Source organism: Citreicella sp. C3M06, assembly GCF_018860705.1.
Taxonomy (GTDB): domain Bacteria; phylum Pseudomonadota; class Alphaproteobacteria; order Rhodobacterales; family Rhodobacteraceae; genus Salipiger.
The window spans coordinates 61,115-83,408 of sequence record NZ_JAHKQA010000007.1 but is presented as its reverse complement, the minus strand read 5'-3'; the positions used below and the strand labels follow the sequence as shown (position 1 = coordinate 83,408).

22 protein-coding genes are annotated in these 22,294 nt (G+C 63.1%); 10 read left to right on the top strand and 12 right to left on the bottom strand.

From position 1 onward, the window contains the following. Position 1: 1 nt before the first annotated feature. The 5 genes from KO516_RS02515 to pncA all read right to left on the bottom strand — a co-directional run bounded on the left by KO516_RS02515 (position 2) and on the right by pncA (position 6,782). Positions 2 to 913, bottom strand: coding sequence for a prephenate/arogenate dehydrogenase family protein (locus tag KO516_RS02515; RefSeq protein WP_216002236.1), 912 nt, complete (start codon positions 911 to 913; stop codon positions 2 to 4). Then, on the bottom strand, positions 910 to 1,995 hold the full coding sequence (hisC, locus tag KO516_RS02510) for a histidinol-phosphate transaminase (RefSeq protein ID WP_216002235.1): 1,086 nt from the start codon (positions 1,993 to 1,995) through the stop codon (positions 910 to 912). The genes KO516_RS02515 and hisC overlap by 4 nt, the downstream gene beginning before the upstream one ends. A 558-nt stretch (positions 1,996 to 2,553) precedes the next feature. After that, positions 2,554 to 3,843, bottom strand: coding sequence for a nicotinate phosphoribosyltransferase (pncB, locus tag KO516_RS02505; RefSeq protein ID WP_216002234.1), 1,290 nt, complete (start codon positions 3,841 to 3,843; stop codon positions 2,554 to 2,556). Then, positions 3,780 to 6,122: a PAS domain-containing sensor histidine kinase gene (locus KO516_RS02500; protein WP_216002233.1), complete on the bottom strand. Its 2,343-nt coding sequence runs from the start codon at positions 6,120 to 6,122 to the stop codon at positions 3,780 to 3,782. Before KO516_RS02500 ends, pncB begins: the two co-directional genes overlap by 64 nt. A gap of 66 nt (positions 6,123 to 6,188) precedes the next feature. Next, a complete protein-coding gene (pncA, locus tag KO516_RS02495; RefSeq protein ID WP_216002232.1) occupies positions 6,189 to 6,782 on the bottom strand; it encodes a bifunctional nicotinamidase/pyrazinamidase in 594 nt (197 codons plus the stop codon). 69 nt (positions 6,783 to 6,851) lie between these two features. On the opposite strand from pncA, the gene KO516_RS02490 reads away from it, so the two are divergent. Next, a complete protein-coding gene (locus KO516_RS02490; protein WP_216002325.1) occupies positions 6,852 to 7,799 on the top strand; it encodes a rhodanese-related sulfurtransferase in 948 nt (315 codons plus the stop codon). On the opposite strand, the gene fliP is transcribed toward KO516_RS02490, so the two are convergent. From fliP to fliF, 4 genes are read right to left on the bottom strand one after another with little or no spacing between them, the layout of a single operon-like run. Then, on the bottom strand, positions 7,790 to 8,518 hold the full coding sequence (fliP, locus tag KO516_RS02485; protein ID WP_216002231.1) for a flagellar type III secretion system pore protein FliP: 729 nt from the start codon (positions 8,516 to 8,518) through the stop codon (positions 7,790 to 7,792). The two genes, KO516_RS02490 and fliP, sit on opposite strands and share 10 nt — an antisense overlap. A gap of 3 nt (positions 8,519 to 8,521) precedes the next feature. After that, positions 8,522 to 8,809 (bottom strand): FliM/FliN family flagellar motor switch protein, encoded by a 288-nt coding sequence (locus KO516_RS02480; protein WP_216002230.1) that lies wholly within the window; start codon positions 8,807 to 8,809, stop codon positions 8,522 to 8,524. Beyond that, positions 8,802 to 9,407 (bottom strand): ABC transporter ATP-binding protein, encoded by a 606-nt coding sequence (locus tag KO516_RS02475; RefSeq protein WP_216002229.1) that lies wholly within the window; start codon positions 9,405 to 9,407, stop codon positions 8,802 to 8,804. Before KO516_RS02475 ends, KO516_RS02480 begins: the two co-directional genes overlap by 8 nt. After that, positions 9,404 to 11,032, bottom strand: coding sequence for a flagellar basal-body MS-ring/collar protein FliF (fliF, locus tag KO516_RS02470; protein WP_216002228.1), 1,629 nt, complete (start codon positions 11,030 to 11,032; stop codon positions 9,404 to 9,406). Before fliF ends, KO516_RS02475 begins: the two co-directional genes overlap by 4 nt. A gap of 116 nt (positions 11,033 to 11,148) precedes the next feature. On the opposite strand from fliF, the gene fliL reads away from it, so the two are divergent. The 3 genes from fliL to KO516_RS02455 are packed head-to-tail and all read left to right on the top strand — an operon-like array spanning position 11,149 to position 12,777. Beyond that, complete coding sequence (gene fliL, locus KO516_RS02465; protein ID WP_216002227.1) at positions 11,149 to 11,700, top strand: flagellar basal body-associated protein FliL; 552 nt, start codon at positions 11,149 to 11,151, stop codon at positions 11,698 to 11,700. Between the two features lie 10 nt (positions 11,701 to 11,710). Further along, the gene (locus KO516_RS02460; protein WP_216002226.1) at positions 11,711 to 12,070 is read left to right on the top strand and encodes a hypothetical protein; all 360 of its coding nucleotides are present in this window, start codon (positions 11,711 to 11,713) and stop codon (positions 12,068 to 12,070) included. Further along, positions 12,067 to 12,777 carry a MotE family protein gene (locus KO516_RS02455; protein ID WP_252737355.1) on the top strand — a complete coding sequence of 237 codons (711 nt, stop codon included), beginning with the start codon at positions 12,067 to 12,069 and terminating at the stop codon, positions 12,775 to 12,777. The genes KO516_RS02460 and KO516_RS02455 overlap by 4 nt, the downstream gene beginning before the upstream one ends. 4 nt (positions 12,778 to 12,781) lie before the next feature. On the opposite strand, the gene trxC is transcribed toward KO516_RS02455, so the two are convergent. Then, positions 12,782 to 13,207: a thioredoxin TrxC gene (gene trxC, locus KO516_RS02450; RefSeq protein WP_216002225.1), complete on the bottom strand. Its 426-nt coding sequence runs from the start codon at positions 13,205 to 13,207 to the stop codon at positions 12,782 to 12,784. 143 nt (positions 13,208 to 13,350) lie between these two features. On the opposite strand from trxC, the gene KO516_RS02445 reads away from it, so the two are divergent. After that, positions 13,351 to 13,908 (top strand): L,D-transpeptidase, encoded by a 558-nt coding sequence (locus KO516_RS02445; RefSeq protein ID WP_216002224.1) that lies wholly within the window; start codon positions 13,351 to 13,353, stop codon positions 13,906 to 13,908. Positions 13,909 to 14,286: 378 nt separating this feature from the next. Here the strand turns inward: KO516_RS02445 and KO516_RS02440 are convergent, their stop codons facing one another. Beyond that, positions 14,287 to 14,985 (bottom strand): arylesterase, encoded by a 699-nt coding sequence (locus tag KO516_RS02440; protein ID WP_252737354.1) that lies wholly within the window; start codon positions 14,983 to 14,985, stop codon positions 14,287 to 14,289. Between KO516_RS02440 and KO516_RS02435 the strand changes: the two genes are divergently transcribed. The 3 genes from KO516_RS02435 (at position 14,984) to KO516_RS02425 (ending at position 19,166) form a co-directional block, all read left to right on the top strand. Continuing rightward, on the top strand, positions 14,984 to 15,676 hold the full coding sequence (locus tag KO516_RS02435; RefSeq protein WP_216002223.1) for an ABC transporter ATP-binding protein: 693 nt from the start codon (positions 14,984 to 14,986) through the stop codon (positions 15,674 to 15,676). The two genes, KO516_RS02440 and KO516_RS02435, sit on opposite strands and share 2 nt — an antisense overlap. After that, positions 15,673 to 18,177, top strand: coding sequence for an ABC transporter permease (locus tag KO516_RS02430; RefSeq protein ID WP_216002222.1), 2,505 nt, complete (start codon positions 15,673 to 15,675; stop codon positions 18,175 to 18,177). The genes KO516_RS02435 and KO516_RS02430 overlap by 4 nt, the downstream gene beginning before the upstream one ends. 71 nt (positions 18,178 to 18,248) lie before the next feature. Further along, positions 18,249 to 19,166, top strand: a complete 918-nt coding sequence (locus tag KO516_RS02425; RefSeq protein WP_216002221.1) for an inositol monophosphatase — start codon at positions 18,249 to 18,251, stop codon at positions 19,164 to 19,166. Here KO516_RS02425 and KO516_RS02420 read toward each other — a convergent pair. Continuing rightward, entirely contained in the window at positions 19,163 to 19,993 is an 831-nt protein-coding gene (locus tag KO516_RS02420; protein WP_216002220.1) for an ABC transporter permease, read from the bottom strand. The genes KO516_RS02425 and KO516_RS02420 overlap by 4 nt on opposite strands. Before the next feature lie 157 nt (positions 19,994 to 20,150). On the opposite strand from KO516_RS02420, the gene cysQ reads away from it, so the two are divergent. Then, positions 20,151 to 20,948, top strand: coding sequence for a 3'(2'),5'-bisphosphate nucleotidase CysQ (gene cysQ / locus KO516_RS02415; protein ID WP_216002219.1), 798 nt, complete (start codon positions 20,151 to 20,153; stop codon positions 20,946 to 20,948). Further along, positions 20,949 to 22,211 (top strand): glycosyltransferase family 2 protein, encoded by a 1,263-nt coding sequence (locus tag KO516_RS02410; protein WP_216002218.1) that lies wholly within the window; start codon positions 20,949 to 20,951, stop codon positions 22,209 to 22,211. Positions 22,212 to 22,294 lie beyond the last annotated feature (83 nt).

Genomic DNA, 22,294 nt, shown 5'->3' with positions numbered 1-22,294 from the left:
GTCAGTCGTCCTTTTTGATCCGCCCGAAATCAGGTGCGTCGGTGTCCTGCCCGGCCTCAAGAATGCCCCGGCGGATGCTGCGCGTATGGGTGAAATAGTCGAACAGGGTATCGCCATCGCCGGTGCGGATCGCCCGTTGCAAGGCAAAGAGCTCTTCGGTGAACCGCCCGAGCACCTCGAGCGCGGCATCCTTGTTGGTCAGGAAGACATCGCGCCACATGGTCGGATCGCTGGCGGCAATGCGGGTGAAATCGCGAAAACCGGCGGCCGAGAACTTGATGACCTCCTGATCGGACACCCGGCGAAGATCGTCCGCCACGCCCACCATGGTGTAGGCGATCAAATGCGGCACATGGCTGACCACGGCACAGACAAGATCGTGGTGACTGACCTCCATGCGCTCGGTGTTGGCGCCCAGCGCCTGCCAGAAGGATTCAAGCGTCGCGGTGGCCTCTTCGCGCGCGCCATGCGGCACGATCAGACACCAGCGGTTGTCGAACAGGCTGGAAAAGCCGGATTCGGGGCCGGAATGTTCGGTGCCCGCCATCGGGTGCGCCGGAACAAAATCCACGCCTTCGGGCAGATGCGGGGCGACCGCCTCGATCACCGACGCCTTGACGGAGCCGACATCGGTGACCGTGCAGCCCGGTTTCAGAAACGGCGCGATGGTCTTTGCAATGGCCCCCATGGCGCCGACCGGCACGGCAAGCACCACAAGATCGGCATCCTTCACCGCCTCTTCGACGCTGTCGCAGACGGTGTCACACAGGCCGATGCGCCGCGCGGTGTCACGGGTTTCGGCGCTGCGGGCATAGCCGGTGACATGGCTTTGCATCCCCGCCCGGCGCATCGCCCAGAACATGGACGACGCGATCAGGCCAAGGCCGATCAGCGCAACGCGGGGATAGCTCATCTTGCGCCCGCCTTGAACAGGCCGATGCAATGGGCGACCCGGCGACAAGACGCCTCGTCGCCGACAGTGATGCGCAGCGCGGCGGGCAGCTTGTAGCCGGTGACGCGGCGCACAAGAATGCCCTGAGATTGCAGGAAGCTGTCGCAGGCCGCGGCCTCGTCCGGGCTGCCAAAGCGCGCCAGCACGAAATTGGCGGTCGAGGCATCCGAGGGCACGCCATGTTCGGCCAGCGCCTCGGCGAGCCATGCCCGCCAGCGGGTGTTTTCTTCGCGCGATTTCTCGACATACATCGTGTCGCGAATGGCGGCTTCGGCGGCCTTGAGCGCAACGTTCGACAGGTTGAACGGCTGGCGGATGCGGTTCAGCACGTCGATCATGTGCTGCGGGCCGTACCCCCAGCCAACGCGCATTCCACCGAGCCCGTACAGCTTTGAAAAGGTGCGGGTCATCACCACGTTCTGCCGCGCCTCGACCAGACGCGCGCCGCCATCATAACCCTCGACATATTCAGCATAGGCGCCATCAAGCACGAGGATCGCCTGCGGCGGCAGGTTTTCGGCCAGACGCTCGATCTCGGCGAAACTGATCATCGTGCCGGTCGGATTGTTCGGATTGGCGATGAACACCAGCCGCGTGCGCTCGTTGCAAGCCGCAAGGATGCTGTCGACGCAGACCACGCGCTCGCGCTCGGGCACCTCGACCGGCGTGGCGCCGACGGCGCGGGCAAGGATCGCATACATGGCAAAGCCGTGTTCGGTGTGGATCACCTCATCCCCGGGGCCAGCATAGGCCTGCGCGAGAAATTGCAGAACCTCGTCCGAGCCGACGCCGCAGATGATGCGGTCCGCGTCCAGATTGTGGACATCGGCAATTGCGGCGCGCAACTCGGCGTGATCGGTCGAGGGATAGCGATGAATATCGTGAACCGCACGGCGAACCGCATCCTGCGCCGCTGGCGACGGGCCAAACGGGTTCTCGTTCGAGCTGAGCTTGATGACATTGCTCAGGCCGTCGACGCTGGATTTGCCGCCGACATAAAGCGCGATATCCATGATACCCGGTCGAGGCTCGATGCCCGCCATTGTCGTCACCCCCGGAAAAACGTTTCCGAAACCTTCTAGCTTGCACGGCCGGGCATGACCAGACACGGCACCCGGCCCCATGAATATTCGTACGAAATTTTCGGGGGACGATCGCGGTACGGGGCGCGCACTGTCTTCTCCCGACGAGTCGTCAGGTGGCGCATGGCCGAAGGCTCGTTTTCGGCGCTGTCTTCGGCAAAATGGTCCCACCGATCCTGACGCGTCCAGTTGGCGTGCTGCGCTTCGGTCCGGCCAAAGCAGGGCCGCTGCAGCGCAAGACAGCGGACAGGATCAGGCACCCTCTGCGGGCTATTCCAGTCCCCAGACCAGCCCTGCGACAGCGCGCCTTGTTGGTGTCCGCTGGGCAACAAAGCCGACCCGGCGATGGTCTCGACGGGCTCATCCACGTCAAAGGTGGTGCTTTACCGGCTAACGGCCTGAGCCGATCAGCACAACGGCGCTTTCGAATCTCCCGCATAGCGGGAGATCCCGCGCCATATTTCCGCTGTCCCCTGCCGATGCGAGGCCCGCGTCACGGCGACGCCGGCGCAGTCCCAGTCAGACCATGACCTCGCGCCGCTCCTGCTCGCCAACGGCGAAGACCCGCTTGTAGCGGTCGATTTCCGATTGCGGCCCCATCGCCTTGTTCGGGTTGTCCGACAGCTTGACCGTCGGGCGGCCATTGGCGCTGATCGCCTTGCAGACAAGGCTGAACGGGGCGAGCCGGTCATCCTGCGTCAGCCCGCGGAAATCATTGGTGAGAAGCGTGCCCCAGCCAAAGCTGACACGCACCCGGCCATGAAAGCGCGCGTGCAGCTCGATCATCTTGTCCACGTCGAGCCCGTCCGAGAAGATCACCAGCTTTTGCGTAGGATCCTCGCCGCGCGCGATCCACCATGCGATTGCCGCCTCGGCTCCCACTTCGGGCGCGCCGCTGTCGATACGGATGCCGGTCCAGCCCGCAAGCCAGTCCGGCGCGCGTTCCAGAAACCCGACCGTGCCGTAGGTGTCCGGCAGGATGATCCGCAAGTTGCCGGAATGCTCCTTGTGCCAGTCGGCCAGCACGTCATAGGGCGCCTGCGCCAGCGCAGCGTCATCCTCGGCCAGCGCGGCATAGACCATCGGCAGCTCGTGCGCATTGGTGCCGATCGCCTCGAGATCGCGGTTCTTGGCGATCAGGCAGTTCGAGGTGCCCGCGAAGCGGTCGCCCAGCCCTTCGGTCATCGCCTGCACGCACCAGTCCTGCCACAGGAAGCTGTGCCGCCGCCGCGTGCCGAAATCGGCGATGCGCAGGCCGGGCGCGTCGCGCAGACGTTCGACCTTTTCCCATAGCTTGGCGGTGGCGCGGGCATACAGCACCTGCATCTCGAATTTCTTCATGTCATTGAGAACCGCGCGACCGCGCAATTCCATCAGCACCGCCAGCGCCGGGATTTCCCACAGCATCACCTCGGGCCATGAGCCTTCGAAGGTCAGCTCGTACTGATCGCCGACCCGTTCGAGGAAATACGGCGGCAGGCGCAGGTTTTCGAACCATTCCATGAAATCGGGGCGGAACATCTGGCGCTTGCCATAAAAGGTGTTGCCGCGCAGCCAGGTCGATTCCCCGCGCGTGAGCGACAGCGACCGGATATGGTCGAGCTGTTCACGCAACTCGCCCTCGTCGATCAGCCGGGCAAGCGGCACGTGCTTCGAGCGGTTGATCAGACTGAAAGTGACCCGCACGTCTGGCCGGTTGTGAAACACTGACTGACACATCAGCAACTTGTAAAAGTCGGTATCAATCAACGAGCGGACGATCGGATCGATCTTCCACTTATGGTTCCAGACTCGTGTGGCGATTTCCAAAGTGTGGCCTCGTGCGCAGGGGTCGCCGCCCCTGATACGTCAACAACGCTTTGCAGGCCAATAGATTTGTCGAGGGCCATCGCGGTCTGCGCCCGCGCCAGAGCAGACAGCAAGGCGCCTTTGCGCAGCGGCTTGCACAGGAAGTCGTCCATTCCGGCATCGATGCAGGCGTCGCGGTCGCTGTCAAAGGCCTTGGCGGTCAACGCGATGATCCAGGGCTGGGCGCCATCCTGCGCACGTATCCCACGCGTCGCCGCAAATCCGTCGAGCACGGGCATCGACAAATCCATCAACACCACGTCAGGAGGGGCCCTCACGACCTGCTCGACGGCCTCGCCACCATTGACCGCCTCGATGATCTCGATCGGCTGATCGACCAGAAGACGCGTTACAAGCAAGCGATTGGCGCGGTTATCCTCGGCCAGCAACAGGCGCAACGGCACCAGCGTGGCGCAGATTGGCACAGAGCGGGCCTTGGGTGGAAGCGGCGCCTCGACTTCGGCCAGAGCAAGTTGCAAGCGCAGTTCGAAGCAGGCTCCACGCGTCTGCGTTTCGGACAGGAAAAGCCCGCCGCCCATACTCTCGGCGATCTGGCGCGAGATCGACAGCCCGCGCCCCTTACGCGTCGTTTCGCTGCCGACATGTTCGAATTGCTCAAAGATCTCGCGGGCGCGATCCGGTGGGACGCCGATCCCGGTGTCCTGTACCTGCACCACCAGATCCACCATGTCCCCTGCGCTGGCCTTGGCATGCGTCGTCACCGTGACGCCGCCCGCGTCGGTGAATTTCACCGCATTCCCCAGCAGGTTTATCAGGATCTGCCGCAGACGCCCGCTGTCGCCCACCACATCTGGCAAGAGCGACTGGTGACAGATGTCGAGGTAAAGCCCCTTTTCGCGGGCCTGAGGGCGCAGAATATCCGTCGCCTCGCGCAGGCAGGTGCGCAGCGAGAACGGTTCGGCGAGGATCAACACCTTGTCCGCCTCAAGCTTCGAATACTCGAGAATGTCGTTGATGATCTTCAAAAGCGCTTCGGCAGAGCTGCGAATTGTCTTCTTGCAATTGGTCTGATCCGGGGTCAGGTCGGTATCCGACAGAAGATCAGTCATACCGATAATCCCATTCATCGGCATTCGCATCTCGTGGCTCATGGTCGCAAGGAAGGCCGCTTTGGCGCGCGCACCGGCCTCGGCGCGGTGCTTGGCCTCGGCCAGCTCCGCCGTGTGCGCCGTTGCTTCGGTGATGTCACGCTCGGTCACGATCACCTCTGCCAGCGCGCCATCGACGCCCAGCACCGGCGCAAAGGCCGCCTCAACCCAGATCTTACGGCCGTCCTTGTGGTAGTTGATGACTTCCACACGAAGAGTCTCACCCGAGCTGGCCCGCGCCATGATGTCCTCGACCTGCCCCAAATCGGTATCAGGCCCTGAGAAGACGTCTTTCAGGCTGCGCCCGACCAGTTCCTCGAAACTGTAGCCCTTCATCCGGGTGACCCCGTCGTTCACCCAGAGGATGCGCATCTCTGGATCCAGCAACAGAATCGACTCATTCGCATGCTGCGCGATCAGCGCCAGCTGCCGGATATCGTCATGCGACTGCAGGAGGTCTGCGTTGGAGCGCGCAAGCTCTGCCTGCCCAAGTAAGAGCTTGTGTTCACTCGCGATTCGCCTTCGTTCCGCGCCATTGGAATGATGCAGGAAGGCATAAGAAGTGAAGGCCAGCATCGACAGCCCGAAGGCATTGTAGAACAGCCCCTCGGTGCTTTCATGATTGAGCATTTCCGCGGAAAAACCATAAATCGCCGTGACGCCAAAGATCACGATCCGCAGGTTTGCCGCTGCCTTGTGATAACCACACACCACGCCCGCGTTCAGCACCGCTGCCGCAAGAAAAGCAAAGCTGAACAGCGATGCCTCCCCGTCCGGCGCGGTTGCCTGCGCAAGCACCACCGAGGCCGCGATCGTAAGCCCCTGAAAACCCGCGGTGAGCGTGCTCAGCAACATCACGTGACGCACCGAGACACCGCGCCGGATCAATGCGGGCACCTGATGCAGCAACAGGCAATCGACCCCCTCACCGACGATCACGAGAGACGCGACGATCAGTCCCAGAGCCGGATCGACAAGAAGACCCAGCGCCACCGCTCCGCCCACGGTCGCAACCTGCCGCGCGGCGACATGCCTTACGCGTCCGCGCGCATAGCGTCGCAACAACCCCTCGGGATTATTGCGCGCCTCGAACACGGCAAGCGGCTGATTTTCGACAGCTTGGTCGGACATGGATGGGCTTTCGCTCCGTTACCCACCCCTTCTACCCGTCCAAAGGTTAAGATGGTGCAACCGCGCTCAGGTAAGCGTCACGCCAGCCGCGCCCATCCGTTCTCGCGCAGCGGTTAGCGAACCTCCAAGATCGATACCTCGGCACAGCGCCTCGTTCACCGTGACTTCGAAGCCAAGCCGCACTGCATCTATGGCCGAGAAAGCCACGCAGAAATCCGTCGCCAGCCCCACGAGCGTCAAGCGCTGAAGACCGCGCGTCTTCAGGTAACCTTCGAGCCCAGTCGGCGTTGCGTGATCGTTCTCGAAAAAGGCGGAATAGCTGTCGATCTGCGGGCGGAACCCCTTGCGGATCACCATTTCGGCGCGGTTCGCATCCAGCGCCGGGTGGAAGGCCGCGCCATTGCTGCCCTGAACGCAATGATCCGGCCACAGCACCTGCGGACCATAGGGCATCTCGACCTGTTCCAACGGAGCCTTGCCGGGATGCTGGCTGGCAAAAGACGAATGCTCGGCCGGGTGCCAGTCCTGCGTCAGAATGACCGCGTCGAAACCGGCCATAGCATCGTTGATCGGCCCTACGATCCGGTCGCCTTCGGTGACGGCAAGCGCACCGCCCGGACAAAAGTCATTCTGGACATCGATAACGATCAGCGCGTGCATGGGCGGTCTCCTTGGCTGCGGCGATCCTCATGCTTGCCCCGGAGCGATGCAAGGCGTAAATCCGTGCCCATGTTTACCGTTTGCGCGCTTTACCACTTCACTCGTTTCGACGATCCCGCCGGGCTTCAGGGCCCGCTGCTGGACTGCTGCCGTGCCCACGCGGTGACCGGCACGCTGCTGCTGGCGGGCGAAGGCATCAATGGCACCATCGCCGGCCCGCGCGCCGGAATCGACGCGGTATTGCTGCATATTCGCGCCCTGCCCGGCTGCGCCGATCTAGAGTGGAAATTGTCGAATGCTCAGGATCGACCGTTTGCGCGCATGAAGGTGCGCCTCAAGCGTGAGATCGTGACGATGGGGCAGCCCGACGTCGACCCGCGCAGCCGCGTTGGGCACTATGTCGAGCCCTCCGACTGGAATGAGCTGATCCGTTCGCCGGACGTGGCGGTGATCGACACACGTAACGATTACGAAGTCGCCATCGGCACGTTCGAAGGCGCGATCGACCCTCAGACCGACAGTTTTCGCGACTTTCCCGCTTGGTGGGAGGCAAACCGCGAGCGGTTCCACAACAAGCGCATCGCAATGTTCTGCACCGGCGGCATCCGTTGCGAGAAATCGACCAACTGGCTGCTTGGTCAAGGGGTCGAAGAGGTCTTTCACCTCAAGGGCGGCATTCTGAAATATCTTGAAGACATCCCCGAGGACACCAGCGCCTGGCAGGGTGAGTGTTTCGTGTTCGATGGACGCGTGTCGGTTGGGCACGGGCTTCGAGAAGGGCCGCACCTGCTGTGCCACGCCTGCCGCCGCCCGATGCTGCCCGACGACCGCAGCCGGCCCGAATATGAACATGGCGTGTCCTGCCATAAGTGCATCTCCGAGACATCCGAGTCGGACAAGGCGCGGTTTCGCGAGCGCCAGAAGCAGATCGCGCTCGCTGAAGCGCGCGGCGAACGCCACCTGCATGCCGACGTTCCCAATGATGTCATGCCGATTATGGCGCGCGATCAGAAATAACTTCGCACCAAGGCCCCGGCGAGCAGCGACCAGCCGTCCGCGACCACGAAGAAGGCCAGCTTGAAGGGCAGGGACACGATCGCCGGCGGCACCATCATCATGCCCATCGACATCAGCACTGCCGCCACCACGAGGTCGATGATCAGGAACGGCAGAAAGATCAGAAAGCCGACCTGAAACGCCCGCGCCACCTCCGACAGCATGAAGCTCGGGATCAGGATCGACAGCGGCGCTTCGGGCGCAAGCGTGGTGCCTATCGAATCCGGCCGCAGATCCGCCATGTTGACGAAGGTTTCCGAGTCGGTGCGCCCGGCCATAAAGCCCCGGAACGGCTCGAGCGTGCGCTCGACGGCAACGTCGAGGTCGATCTGCTCCTCGATCAGCGGCTGCAAACCGTTGTCCCACGCAGCGGTGAAGGTTGGCTCCATGACGAAATAGGTCAGGAATAGCGCAAGGCTCACGATCAGCATGTTGGGCGGGGATTGCTGCAAGCCGACCGCCTGACGCAGGATCGACAGTACCGTCACAAGAAACGGAAAACAGGTGATCATGATCGCGATGCCGGGCGCGAGACTCAGCAGCGTGATCAACGCGATAAGCTGCAGGCTCGCCGCAGTGACGGAGTTTCCCGCGCCAAGGTCGAGGCTGAATTCCTGCGCGCCAGCAGGACCGGCGAACCCGATCAGCATCGCCGCGTAGAGGAGTGGTAGAAGGCGCATCGCTCAGGACGGTTTCTTCAGGTCGATCACTTCGGTGAGCCTGACCGCGAGCTGCCCGTTCTCGCCGCCCTCGAGCACCTCGAGAGCGCCAATCCCGATCAGCCGATCGCCGACATACAGCTCCACCGGATCCTCGAGACGCTTATCGAGGGTCAGAACCGACCCTTCTGTGAGCTTGAGAAGATCCCGCACCAGCGGGCGCGCCCGACCGACAGAGACGGTGATCTCGATCGGAACGGAGGTGAAGGGAGTCGCGGATTCGCTCCGCGCGGCATCTGCCTGGTCATCCATGTGCGGTCTTTCTCCGGTTATCATGCACAAAGCCCTGCACGGCCCGTGCCACCTCCTCGACAAGCCCGCCGAGGTCGATTTGTCTTTCGATTTCGCCAAAACGGATATCGGCTTGTCCACCCATCAGGGTCTCATCCTCGATCAGCGACAACGGGAAGCCGATGTCCGGGTCGAGCATCGGCGCCACCTGCTCGGCATGCCCCGGTGCAACGGCAATCACCACATCGAGCGTTCCAACCTCGTGTGCCATGGCTCTGAGCTGCTCGGACACATGCAAGCCAAGCGTCTCGCGCAGCATCGCGGGCAACAGCTTGCCGACGACCTCCTCAAGCAAGGGAGAAATGCCGCTCATGACCTGCCCATATGCTTCATGATAGGTGAACGAGAGGTCCTGAAGATTCTGCGCGAAGTCGCTTGCGATGCGGGAATGACCGTCATCCTGCGCCTTGATCGCATCATCCCACCCCGCCTTGTAACCGCTCTCGAATGACTCGAGCCTTGCCGTCTCGAGGTCTCCGTCGTCGTGCATGACGGTCATTGCCTTGGCCGGGAGATGGGTTGCCCCGAAATCCTCGAGAATTTCAGCAAGCCGACTCATTTCACTTCCTCCTTCTCATCAAGCCAACTGCGCAGGATCTCGACGGTCTCGGTCTTGCGCTCCTCGATCAGGTTGCGCAGTCGATCGACCGGATCCTCCTCCGCAGGGCTATCGAAATCGACCACGCCCATGCCGCCAAACCCCTCGGCTTTGCTCACTGTTGCCAAGGGCGCAAAATCGTCATCGCCCGAGGAGATCTCGCCATCAAGCGCCGGGCCTGAACCCAAGTCCGATCCAGGAAGCGCCAGTGCGGCTCCTTCCGCCCCGGCCAGAGCCGCCTGACCGCCACCCGTCAGGATCGGGCGAACCACAAAGAGCCCGAGCACCAGTGCCACAAGCGCAAGCACCGCGATCTTGATCAGCGTCATCGGGTCAAGCGTCATCGCAAACCAGCTCGGCTCGATCGGACCGGTGCCTAGCCCTTCGGGCCGCTCGAAAGGCATCGAGCGGATGGTAATCTGATCTCCCCGCGCCTCGTCGAAGCCAACGGCCGACGCGACCAGATCATTCAGCGCCGCAAGTTCGGTGTCCGGCAACGGAACGAAGGTCTGCGTGCCGTCATCCGCGATGGCAATACTCCCGTTGACGAGGACCGCGACGGTCAGGCGTTTGACGGCCCCCGGCGCCTTGGTGATTTCGCGGGTCGTTTCGGACACTTCGTAATTCACCCGCTCACGCGTTTCGTTTTCCGAGCTTTTCGAACTGTCGCCCCCGCCGTCAGCATTCCCGGCCGGCAGATTCGAGGCCACAGTGACATTGTTGCCCCCCTGATCCTGCGAGGAGCTCGTGTTCTCCGAGGTGTCGGTCGAGATCACCACGCGCCCTTCAGGGTCGAACTGGCGCTGTCTGATCGTCTCACTTTCAGTGATGGTGGCGACGCTGACCTCGACAACCGTGTTGCCTTGCCCGACACGCGCCTCGACGAGCCGTTGCACCCGGTCACGCAGCGCTGCGGCCCGGTCTTCGGCGGTCTGCGCCCCGCCCGGTTCGTCGTCCGCCCCGACAAGGCCGCCTTGCCCGTCAATCACCGCGACATTGTCCGGGACCAGACCCGGAACCGCAGAGGCGACAAGATATTTCAAAGCACGGGCCTGCCCCGGCGAAATCAGCTCGCCATTGGTGGTGACCGAAATCGACGCCGACGCCGTTACGTCGCGCTGGAAGGGATTCGCCGTGGAATTGGCTATATGCACGCGCGCCGTCGCCACCCAGGGGTTGGCGACGATTGTGCGGGCAAGTTCACCTTCCTTGGCACGCCAGTACGCCGCATCGAACATCTGCGATGTCGTGCCGAAGCCCGATAGACTGTCGAGCAACTCATAGCCCTGATTCGAATTCGCGGGCAGCCCTTCGCTTGCCAGCGTCATGCGCAGGGCATCGCGCTGCGTATCGGGAACAAAAATCGCCCCTCCACGCACTTCATAGGGTACGCCGCGCGCTTCAAGCGCTGAAACCACCTCGCCGGCGGCACCGTTTTCAAGGCCCGCATATAGTAGCGTCAGTGACGGTGACGAGGCCATCCTGCCCATCGCGAGCACTGCAAGTACCATGGCCAAGGTAGCGCCAATGACAATCAGCCTGCGCCGCGCGCCAAGACCATCCCAAATTTGTGCGATCTGCTGCAAGACCAACCTCCGTTCCGACCGTTCTGCTCGGTGAGGGCATCATTGGGGCATCAGGCTTAACAATCGGTTAGTCCCTGAGAGGCTATAACGATCTTGGTTCGAATAAGAGGTCAGCCATGACGGATGCCACAGTCGACGCCCCCAATGGGGAAGAAGATGTCAAGAAATCCTCAAACCTGCCGCTCATCATCGGCGTGATTCTGGCTCTTGTGGGCGGAGGCGGAGGATTCTTTGCCGTTTCTTCCGGGCTTTTGCCCTTCGCTGGCAGTACAACACAGGACCATGCCCCGGCAGAGGCTTCGGAAGACGGGGGCCACGACGCCACCGCCGATTCGCATGCTTCCGGCGGTCCCGGTACGACAATCGGAGAGGTGTCGTTCATCGAACTTCCACAGCTTGTCGTGTCCATGGGCACGGCATCGAACATGCATCATCTGCGGTTTCAGGCGAGCCTCGAAGTGCTGCCGTCTTCGGTCGCGCCGGTTGAAAGCCTGAAACCGCGCGTGATCGACGTATTGAACAACTACCTGCGAGCGCTGTCACCCTCGGATATCGAGGCCCCCGGCGCGCTCATCAAGATCAGGTCGCAGCTGTTGCGACGCATTCAGATGGTCACCGGCGAGAATCGCGTGCGTGACCTTCTGATCCTGGAATTCGTGCTCAACTGAGGGGACTGGAATGGAATTCATTGCCGATATCCTGCTCGCCGCCGGGGCCCTCGGGGCCGGCTTTTACTGCTTCGTGCTGTCGCGGCGCCTGTCGAGGTTCACCGACCTGGAGAACGGCGTCGGCGGGGCCGTTGCCCTCCTGTCCGCGCAGGTGGACGATCTGACCCGCACGCTAGACGCAGCGCAAACCACTGCCGGAGAATCATCGAACAAACTCGAATCGCTGTCCAAACGTGCAGAGGAGTCCGCCAAACGGCTGGAGCTGATGCTTGCATCTATGCATGATCTGCCCGCAGACGAAGCTCCGGCGAAGCAAGCTGTTGGTGGCGGCGAACCGATGTTTTTCCGGCATCCCGGAGCGTCAAGATGATCTCGCTATTTCGCAAGGCAAAGCAGAAACCAGCCCCGAGCGATGCACAGTCTGCGGCCAAACCCACTGCATCGCGCACACCGACCCGCGCCGGGACGACATCGAAGCCGAAGCGGCGGCGCGGAAAGGGGGTTCTTGCGATCATCGGTGGCCTGCTCATCGCCTCTGCTCTGACGCGAGTGGCCATTCAGGCAACTGCGGCGATCGCCTTGGAAACCGGCGCGCCGTCTAATGATGCGATAGCGTCAGAACATGGCGCCGGGGTCCCGGGCAATTCTGTCGCAGCCTGCACCGCGGAAGAGGACATTGCACCGGTCCTGTCTGCCTTGAAGGCGCGCGAAGAGCGGATCACCAAGCGAGAGACGGATATTGAAACCCGTATGCAGGCGCTTTCCATCGCCGAGCAGGAAATCGACCGTAAGCTGGTCGCGCTGGAAGAGGCCGAGGTCAAGCTTCGCTCGACTCTGGCCATGGCGAACACAGCTGCGGACGACGACGTCGACCGATTGACTCAGGTTTATGCGAGTATGAAACCCAAGCAGGCCTCGGCACTGTTCGAAGAGATGGACCCGGAATTCTCTGCGGGTTTTCTTGGCCGAATGCGTCCGGATGCGGCCGCCGCGATCATGGCGGGCCTGACACCGGCGACAGCCTACACGATCAGTGCAATGTTGGCGGGCAGGAACGCAAACGCGCCAAGGCAGTGACCTTTCAACCCCGCCCCGTGGCAAAGTCAGCGATTCCCTGCGCCCGCAGCGCGCCGGATTGTCGCCCCGCCTCCTTCCCTCGCCGAAACGAGATCATCGTGGGAATCCCCCGGATTCGATAGGATGCGGCAGCGGACTGATGCGCTTCGGTGTTCAACTTCACGAGACGCACCTGCCCTTTGAGCATCCCCGCCGCCTTGGAGAATTCCGGCCCCATCATCCGGCAAGGCCCGCACCATGGAGCCCAGAAATCGACAACCAATGGAAAATCATCGACGCGGATCGCTTTTTTGAGCGTGCCGGCATCTATCTCCTGCGCCTTACCCGAAAGCAGGATGGCGCCACAGGTGCCGCACTTTGGCCCGGCCCCGAGCTGCGCATCCGGCACACGATTGATCTGACCGCAGTCAAGACAGACAAGCTTTGTCATTTTCCAGCTCCACGTCACATTCCATCTGGATTATATGTGCTTTGCACGCCATCGTGACAATCCCACTGGGACAGCTTGCATTGCTTTCGCGTTGGGCCTGGACAAGATACACTTGCTGTCACCAGAGGAGTCCGAGTTTCAAGATGATCACCCGCCGACAATTCACCCTCGCAAGCGTCGCAGCTGCCGTCGCCGCCGGGTCCCCCGCCCTCGCCTTCGAAGTCGAGCCGAAATTCCGGCCGCAGCCGGTGCGCATCAAGCAGGATCTCGCGCCCGGCCAAATCCTGATCCTGCCCCGCGCGCATTTTCTGTACTACGTGTCCGCTCCAGGCCAAGCGATCCGCTACGGCGTTGGCGTCGGGAAGGCCGGGCTTGAGTTCACCGGGGATGCGATCATTCAGGTCAAGAAGGAATGGCCGACATGGCGCCCGACACAAGACATGATCGATCGTGAGCCAGATCACTACGGCAAGTTCAAGGACAACGACTATGTCCAGCCCGGCGGCCCGGAGAACCCGCTTGGCGCGCGCGCGCTCTACCTTTTCCAGAATGGTCGCGACACGTTCTTCCGCATTCATGGAACCACAGCCCCCGAATCGATCGGCCAATCCGTGTCGAACGGCTGCATCCGGATGTTGAATGAACACGTGAAGGACCTGTACGAGCGTGTACCGCTTGGCACACCGGTCACCGTGCTCTGAGTCTTGGCAGCGCGCCTAGCGCGCTGTTTACCAAGCCTGCCGCAATTCAACCGAATTTCTGGCCATTCGCTTCCTTGCTGACTGCCTCCTGACACAATCCAGCCCGAATTGACCCGGATTAATGCTATCGTAGAGTTTGAAGCGCAGTCTTATATTGCGTAGGGAGGCTTACATGGCATTGATCGCACTCTTGTCTGGAAGCGTTTTGGGCGCTTTTGCGGCAATTTCTGGTTGGCTGGTTTTCGGCATCTCACCGATGTCCGGGTTTGGCCTGTACCTCGCAACATCGCTTGGCCTTGGCTTGGCGCCCTTTGTGCTTTGCGGTCTGAGAACGGCTTTGCGCGGCGTCGGCAACCCCATTCCGGCGAACCGCTGACGCTACTCCTTGGCGTCGATGCGCTCCAGCAACTGCTCGACACTCGGGCCGATTGCATCGACGATCATCGCCACCCCTTCCGAGTTTGGATGAATGCCGTCTGTCTGCATCAACCCTTCCGCCGCCGAAGGTGCCGCCCCCTCGGGCAAGATCCCTTCAAAAAAATATGGGTAGAAAAGGCTGTCGTGCTGCGACGCCAGAGCAGGGTAGAGCGCATCGAAGGATGCCTTGTAGTCCGGCCCGTAATTCCCCGGCGCAGTCATCCCGACCAGCAATACGGCAACATCCTTGGCTTCGGCCGCCGTCAGGATGCCGTCGATATTGCTGCGCGTCACCGCCGGATCTAGCCCGCGAAGCAGATCATTTCCACCCAGCGTAACGATCATCCCTTCGATGTCCGGCGTGAGCGACCAGTCGACACGCGCCAACCCTCCGGCAGAGGTATCGCCGGACACACCTCCGTTGACGATCTGCACGTCATATCCCCGGGCCGTGAGCCAGGCTTGCAGCTGCGGCACGAATCCTTCGCCATCCATCAGCCCGTAGCCTTGCGTCAGGCTATCGCCCAGTGCCAGAATTCGCGTCGTTTCCGCCTGCACTGGTAGGGCCAACCCCACCAGCAGCACCGGAAACAGGTTGTGGATCCGCAACCGGGCCCCATATTTCGTCAAAGCTTTCATTGTTCCCGGAAAATCCCTCATGCCCGATCCCGTCATCACCCTTGAAGATGTCACGCTCAGCCTCAGGGGCAATGCCGGAATGGTCGAGATCCTTCACGGTATCTCGATGCAGGTGGCCGCCGGAGAGACGCTGGGCCTCATTGGCCCGTCGGGCAGCGGCAAATCTTCGCTTCTTATGGTGATGGGCGGCCTGGAAAGCGCAACATCTGGGGTTGTCCGGGCCCTCGGACAGGATCTCACCGAGATGAACGAAGATGCGCTGGCCCGCTTTCGGCGCGATCACATGGGCGTGGTGTTTCAAAGCTTCAACCTGATCCCGACGATGACCGCGCTTGAAAACGTCGCCACCCCGCTGGAGCTGGCGGGCCAAAAGGACGCATTCGCCCGCGCCAAGGCCGAGCTTGACGCGGTCGGGCTGGGTCACCGCGCCGATCACTATCCCGCGCAGATGTCCGGCGGAGAGCAGCAGCGAGTCGCGCTGGCCCGTGCCGCGGCGCCGCGGCCACATATCCTGCTGGCGGATGAACCGACGGGGAACCTCGATGGCGCGAATGGCGATGCGATCATGGACATGCTGTTCGGCCTGCGGGATCGTCATGGGGCGACGCTGGTTCTGGTGACGCATTCGAACACACTTGCCGCGCGCTGCGACCGGGTGATCCGCCTGACCGACGGGCGCATCGACCCTGCACAGGCGAGGGCCGCCGAATGAGCCTTGCCATCGCGGCGCGCCTCGCCCGGCGCGAATTGCGCGGAGGTCTGCACGGCTTTCGCATCTTCCTTGCCTGCCTTGCGCTGGGAGTCGCGGCGATTGCCGGGGTCGGCTCGGTGCGCTCGGCGATTCAGGCGGGGCTGTCCGATCAGGGCGCGGTCTTGCTCGGGGGCGACGCGCAGGCCGAATTCACCTATCGTTTCGCCTCGGATGAGGAACGCGCGTGGCTGCAAAGCGTGGCCACGCAAGTTTCTGAAATCACCGACTTCCGGTCCATGGCCGTGGTCGGGGACGAGCGCGCGCTGACGCAGGTCAAGTCGGTTGATGATGCCTATCCGCTGCTTGGGCAGATGATTCTTGATCCGCCGATGCCGCTGGCCGAGGCGCTCAACGACAGCGGCGCGGTGATGGCCCCGGTTCTGGCGGACCGGCTCGGGCTGTCTCCCGGCGACAGCTTCAAGCTTGGGACGAGGGAGTTCACCCTCTCGGCCATCATCGTGACAGAGCCGGACGATGCGGGCGACGGGTTCGGCCTTGGGCCGCGCACGCTGGTCAAGACCACCGATCTGGATGGATCTGGCCTGCTGGCGCCCGGCTCGCTGTTCGAAAGCGAATATCGGCTGACCGTCCCCGCCGGCACCGACATGCAGGCGCTCAGGGCCGAGGCAGAGGCGCGCTATCAGGGCAGCGGCATTCGCTGGCGCGATGCCAGCAATGGCGCGCCGGGGATTGCGCGCTTTGTCGACCGGCTGGCGAATTTCCTTGTGCTGGTGGGGCTTTCCGGGCTGGCCGTCGGCGGCATCGGGGTGTCGGCGGCGGTGCGGGCCTATCTGGCGCGCAAGACCTCGGTGATCGCAACGCTGCGCACGCTGGGCGCCTCGCGGCGGGTGATCTTCCTGACCTATTTCCTTCAGGTCGGCTTTCTGAGCCTTGTCGGCATCGCCATCGGCATCGTGCTGGGGGCAGCGATTCCACTGCTGTTCGCGCCGATCATCGCGGGCGCCCTGCCGATCCCGGTGATCTTCACGCTTTATCCCGGCCCCTTGGGCGAGGCGGCGATCTATGGTGTGCTGACGGCGCTGCTGTTCACGCTCTGGCCGCTGGCGCGGACCGAAGACGTGCGCGCCGCGACCCTGTTCCGCGACGCGCTGGACAGCGCCCGCGCCCTGCCCGCAACACGCTTTGTCGTGGCGACGGTGGTCCTGCTGGCGCTGCTGGTCGGGGTGGCGGTGCTGTTTTCGGGCAGCCCGCGCATCACGCTATGGACCACCGGCGGCATCCTTGGGGCGCTGATCATCCTCACCGTCGCCGCGTCGGGAATCCGCGCATTGGCCCGCAAAGCGACCCCCGCAGCGCGTGGAAAACCGGTGCTTCGCTGGGCGCTTGGCGCAATCGGCGGGCCGCGTGAAACCGCGGCGTCGGTGGTGCTGTCGCTGGGGCTGGGCCTGTCGGTGCTGGCCGCCATCGGGCAGATCGACGGCAACCTGCGCGCGGCCATCGACCGTGACCTGCCCGAGATCGCCCCGTCGTATTTCTTTGTCGACATCCAGCCCGACCAGATCGAAGGCTATCGCCAGCGGCTGGCCGATGATCCGGCCGTCAGCCGCGTCGATACCGCGCCAATGCTGCGCGGCGTGATCACCCGGATCAACGGCGTGAATGCCCGCGAGGTCGCCGGGGATCACTGGGTGGTGCGCGGCGACCGGGGCATCACCTATGCCGCGCAGCCGGACGAGCGCACCATCATCACCGACGGCGCATGGTGGCCCGAGAATTACGACGGCCCGCCCCAGATCAGCTTTGCCCGCGAAGAAGCCGAAGAAATCGGCCTGAACCTCGGCGACGAGATCACCTTCAACGTGCTTGGCCGCGACATCACCGCAACGATCACCAGCTTTCGCGACGTGGATTTCTCGACCGCCGGGATTGGCTTTGTCATGACGCTGAACCCAGCCGCGCTGCAGGGCGCGCCGCACACATGGATCTCGACCGTTTACGCCGAACCGCAGGCCGAGGCGCAGATCCTGCGTGATCTGGCCAGCCAGTATCCCAACATCACCGCAATCCGGGTGCGCGATGCCATCGACCGGGTGGCCGAGCTGCTGGAAGGCATCGGCGTCGCGATCCGTTGGGGCGCGGCGGCAACCCTGCTGACCGGGTTTCTCGTGCTGATCGGTGCGGCCAGCGCCGGGTCCGGCGCGCGCACCTACGAGGCCGCCGTACTCAAGACTCTGGGCGCCAGCCGCGCGCGCATCCTGCAAAGCTTTGCGCTGCGCTCGGTGTTGCTGGGAGCGGGCGCCGGGATCGTGGCGCTCGGGGCGGGCATCCTTGGCGGCTGGGCGGTGAGCCATTTCATCATGGAAACCGGCTTTGCCGTGCAATGGTCGTCGGCCTTCGGCATCATCCTTGGCGGCATCGTTGCCACGCTTCTCGCCGGGCTTGGCTTTGCCTGGAAACCGCTGTCGGCGCGCCCCGCCGGGGTGCTGCGGGCGCGGGAATAGTGCCGCTTGCACCTCGCGCGCGGGACTGGCAAGCCTTCGCCATCCCTTTTGGCAGCCGCAGGACGCGATAGATGACCGATTCCCTTCCCATGCCGATTTCCGTGCTGAGTCGCGCTCAGAAGACCTCGATCCTCAACCTGGTGCGCCGGGCCGCGAAGACCGAGATCATGCCGCGGTTTCGCCGGCTCGATGCGAAGGAGATCGCGCAAAAGACCTCGCGCCTCGATCTGGTGACCGAAGCCGACCGCAACGCCGAAAAGATGATCGCGCGTGGTTTGCTGCGGATGTTTCCCAATGCGGTGATCGTGGGCGAGGAAGCGGTGTCCGAAAACGCCGCCGTGCTGGACAAGATCGCCGAGGCCGAGCTGTGCTTTACCATCGATCCGGTGGACGGGACGTGGAACTTTGCCAAGGGTCTTGCCACCTTTGGGGTGATCGTCTCGGCGCTGCGCTTCGGCAAGCCGGTGTTCGGGCTGATCTACGATCCGGTGATGGATGACGTGATCTGGGGAGATCTTGGTGGGCCGGCGGAAATGACCGTGCCGACCAAGCGCATCACCCGCGAGCTGCGCAGCTCGGAGGGCGGCGAGATCGCTGAACTGTATGGCTACATCCCGCTTTACATGATTCCGCAGGACAAGCGCGCCGAGATGGCCGCTACCCTGCCCCGCTTCGAGCATGTGCAATCCATCCGCTGCTCGGCGCATCAGGACCGGATGCTGGTGCAAGGCCACGTCGATTTCGTGCTTTCGACCGGGCTGACTCCTTGGGACAATTCCGCCGGTGTGGTGCTGACCGGCTGTGCAGGCGGCGTGGCGCGGATGCTCGACGGGGCAGAGTTCAACGCCGCGAAGACCGACGGCTACCTGCTTTGTGCCAGCGACGAGGCAACATGGACCCGGCTGCGCGACGCGTTCTCGTTTCTGCTAGAAACCCCGGCTGCGCCGGTGCCGATCGAAGACAGCAACGTAGACGGCGGCGAGGGTTAACGCCGCGCTGCCCAGCTCGCCGAGGCGTGCTTGCGGGTATAGAATTCGGCCATCAGGCCGATCATGATCAGCACCAGCGACAGGTACAGCGCATATTCCCAATTGGAGTTGCGCGGGTTGTAATCGACAAAGGCAAAGCCGCGTGACTGGTCGATGGTGTGAAACAGCGGGTTCCAGCTGAACAGGGCAATCATCTTGGGCGGCAGGGTGTTGGCGACGAACATCTTGCCCGAGGCGATCATGTTGGCCCGCTGATAGATCGTCGACAGGATCGACACCGGCGTCGGGAACCACGGCTTGGCCGCAAGGAACACCAGCCCGATCGCCGCCCCTGAAAGCCATGACAGCAGCAACATGCCAAGGCAGGCGATGGGATCATATATCTCACGCATGACGAAGGGGTTGAAGGCCACGTCGTAGATGAACAGGATGAAGAACAGCGACAGCACCTGAATATACAGCGTCGACAGCATCGCCGAAGCGATGGCGATGGCGGTGTTCATCGGCGCGTGCTGCATCATCGGGCTGGCCGGGCCTTCGGAACCGACGACGGCCCCCATGGTCTTGGTATGGGTCATGTACAGGAACACGCCGGTCATGATGTAAATCATGAAGTCGCCGCGCAGCGCCGTGCTGCGCAACCCGAGGATCTGGAACATGAAATAGAAGGCGAGCACGAAGATGATGGTCTGAAGCATGTTCATGAACAGCGCCATGAACGCGTTGCCATGGCTCTTGCGCACGGCACGCACCGAATTGTGGTAGATCAGCTCGCAAATATAGACCGCAGACCCAAAGCTCGATCGCGGTTTTCTGGATTCGAACATCTTGCGCCTGCTCCGCTATGGCCCCACCGTCAGCTGCGGCGGAAGGATCTGCCCCATCGGACGGGTCTTCTTGCCCATCGCGACTTCGGGCAGCATAAGAGTGAGAGCCTTTCAAATCAATGAATCCGCACCGATTGGCGGAATAAGGAGATCAACCTTGAATTACGAAACTCTTGTGACGGTGATGCGGCGCCTCGCGCTCGAGGCGGGCGACAAGATCATGGAGATCTACGAGTCCGACGATTTCGAGGTGAAGACCAAGTCCGACTCCAGCCCGGTGACCGAGGCCGACGAGGCGGCGGATGCGCTGATCTCTGCCGGACTGCGCGAAGCGTTCCCCGATGTGGCGCTTGTTACCGAAGAGCAGGCAGACAGCCATACCCTTGACGCGATGACCTTTCTTATTGTCGATCCGCTGGATGGCACCAAGGAATTCGTCAACCGGCGTGGGGATTTCACCGTCAACATCGCGCTGGTCGAAGAGGGCGTTCCGACGCGCGGCGTGGTCTATGCTCCGGCCAAGGGACGGATGTTCTACACCGACAGCGTCGGCAAGTCGGTCGAAGAAACCGGACCCTTCGACAAGGAAACCGTCGGCGAAACCGTGCCGCTGTCGGTCTCGAACGCCAATAATTCGGCGCTGATGGTGGTGGCCTCCAAGTCGCACCGCGACGAGGCAACCGATGCCTATATCGGTAAATACGCCGTGGAGGATTCCAAGAGCGCCGGATCTTCGCTGAAATTCTGCCTTGTCGCGACCGGTGAGGCCGATCTTTATCCGCGCCTCGGGCGGACGATGGAATGGGACACCGCCGCGGGCCATGCCGTGCTGAGTGGCGCGGGCGGTCGGGTCGTGCGCTTCGACGATCACACCCCGCTGGCCTATGGCAAGCCAGAGTTCGCCAACCCGTTCTTCATCGCCTACGCCCCGAGCGTCGAGCTGAAAGACGCCTGAATGCCCACGCCCTCGGCGCAGACGATTGCGGCCAGCATCGTGATCGTCAGCCGGGGGCGACCCGATGCGCTGCGGCTCTGCCTCGCGGGGATCGCGCAGCTTGATCATCCGCAGTTCGAGGTGATCGTGGTGGCCTGCCCGGCTGGCATGGCGATGCTGGGCGAGCATCCCCAACGGGCGCTGATCAAGGCCATGGCGTTTGACCGGGCCAATATCTCGGAAGCGCGCAATCTTGGCATCGCGGTCGCCGCGGGCGAGGTCATCGCCTTCATCGACGACGATGCCGTGCCCGAACCGACCTGGCTGGCGCATCTGCTTGGCCCTTTCGCCGATCCGCAAGTGGCTGCCGCCGGGGGCTATGTGCGCGGGCGCAACGGCATTTCCTTCCAATGGCGCGCCCGCAGCGTGCAGGGAAGCGGCGAAGATGCACCACTGCACATCACCAGCGACACACCGGCCCGCCCCGCCCTGCCCGATGGGGCCGCGCTGAAGCTTCAGGGCACCAACATGGCGCATCGCCGCACAGTGCTGGCGGCAATGGGCGGCTTTGATCCGGCCTTCCGCTTTTATCTCGACGAGACCGACCTTGATATGCGCCACGCGGCGCGCGGGCATATCTCGGTCGTGGTGCCTTTGGCCGAAGTGCATCACGGCTATGCCGAAAGCCCCCGGCGCAGCGCCCGCCGCGTGCCGCGCGATCTGACCGAGATCGGCGCGTCGATGGCGTGCTTCCTTGCCCGCCACTGCCCCGAGCAGGATCGCGGCGCGGCGTGGCAACGATTTCGCGACGGGCAGCAACACAGGTTGGCCGCGCTTGTCGCGCGCCGGGCGCTGCGCCGTGACGACATGCAGGGCTTGCTGCGCGGGCTGGATCAAGGCTTTGCCGAAGGTGCGAATCGCAGTGCCGCGCCGCTCGCCCCGATCCCGGCGGCGAGGGCGGCTTTCCTGCCGTTTCCCGGGCGCCCCGGCGCCAGTCGCAGCGTTCTGTCGGGGCGATTGTGGAACCGCCGCGCCCTGCGGCGCGAGGCCGCACACCGCGCCGCGCAGGGCGAGATCGTCAGCGTCTTTCGCTTCACCCACACCGCGCTGCCGCACCGGATGCGCTTTGACGCCGGGGGCTACTGGGAGCAGACCGGTGGCCTTTGGGGCCGCAGCGACAGGGGCGGACCACGCTTTGTCGCGACGCTTTTCCGGGTGCGACTGAACGCCGAGATTACACGCGTGGCTAAAATTCGAAGTTTGCGCACGCCAAGCGATCACTAAGCGGAATATGACCGCGCAGCGGGAACCCGCAGGCTATTTGCCCTGTTTTCTCGTTAAAGGAGACGTGCTAGTAAATTGGCGAA

Excerpts from the sequence above, each read along its gene's own strand:
- KO516_RS02475 (WP_216002229.1), bottom strand. The coding sequence starts at position 9,407 with ATGAGTCGGCTTGCTGAAATTCTCGAGGATTTCGGGGCAACCCATCTC.
- fliL (WP_216002227.1), top strand. The coding sequence starts at position 11,149 with ATGACGGATGCCACAGTCGACGCCCCCAATGGGGAAGAAGATGTCAAG.
- KO516_RS02420 (WP_216002220.1), bottom strand. The coding sequence starts at position 19,993 with ATGTTCGAATCCAGAAAACCGCGATCGAGCTTTGGGTCTGCGGTCTAT.
- fliP (WP_216002231.1), bottom strand. The coding sequence starts at position 8,518 with ATGCGCCTTCTACCACTCCTCTACGCGGCGATGCTGATCGGGTTCGCC.
- KO516_RS02435 (WP_216002223.1), top strand. The coding sequence starts at position 14,984 with ATGCCCGATCCCGTCATCACCCTTGAAGATGTCACGCTCAGCCTCAGG.
- KO516_RS02490 (WP_216002325.1), top strand. The coding sequence starts at position 6,852 with ATGTTTACCGTTTGCGCGCTTTACCACTTCACTCGTTTCGACGATCCC.
- pncA (WP_216002232.1), bottom strand. The coding sequence starts at position 6,782 with ATGCACGCGCTGATCGTTATCGATGTCCAGAATGACTTTTGTCCGGGC.
- KO516_RS02425 (WP_216002221.1), top strand. The coding sequence starts at position 18,249 with ATGACCGATTCCCTTCCCATGCCGATTTCCGTGCTGAGTCGCGCTCAG.
- KO516_RS02500 (WP_216002233.1), bottom strand. The coding sequence starts at position 6,122 with ATGTCCGACCAAGCTGTCGAAAATCAGCCGCTTGCCGTGTTCGAGGCG.
- KO516_RS02430 (WP_216002222.1), top strand. The coding sequence starts at position 15,673 with ATGAGCCTTGCCATCGCGGCGCGCCTCGCCCGGCGCGAATTGCGCGGA.
- KO516_RS02515 (WP_216002236.1), bottom strand. The coding sequence starts at position 913 with ATGAGCTATCCCCGCGTTGCGCTGATCGGCCTTGGCCTGATCGCGTCG.
- hisC (WP_216002235.1), bottom strand. The coding sequence starts at position 1,995 with ATGGCGGGCATCGAGCCTCGACCGGGTATCATGGATATCGCGCTTTAT.
- KO516_RS02440 (WP_252737354.1), bottom strand. The coding sequence starts at position 14,985 with ATGAGGGATTTTCCGGGAACAATGAAAGCTTTGACGAAATATGGGGCC.
- KO516_RS02480 (WP_216002230.1), bottom strand. The coding sequence starts at position 8,809 with ATGGATGACCAGGCAGATGCCGCGCGGAGCGAATCCGCGACTCCCTTC.
- trxC (WP_216002225.1), bottom strand. The coding sequence starts at position 13,207 with ATGACAAAGCTTGTCTGTCTTGACTGCGGTCAGATCAATCGTGTGCCG.
- KO516_RS02455 (WP_252737355.1), top strand. The coding sequence starts at position 12,067 with ATGATCTCGCTATTTCGCAAGGCAAAGCAGAAACCAGCCCCGAGCGAT.
- KO516_RS02410 (WP_216002218.1), top strand. The coding sequence starts at position 20,949 with ATGCCCACGCCCTCGGCGCAGACGATTGCGGCCAGCATCGTGATCGTC.
- KO516_RS02445 (WP_216002224.1), top strand. The coding sequence starts at position 13,351 with ATGATCACCCGCCGACAATTCACCCTCGCAAGCGTCGCAGCTGCCGTC.
- KO516_RS02460 (WP_216002226.1), top strand. The coding sequence starts at position 11,711 with ATGGAATTCATTGCCGATATCCTGCTCGCCGCCGGGGCCCTCGGGGCC.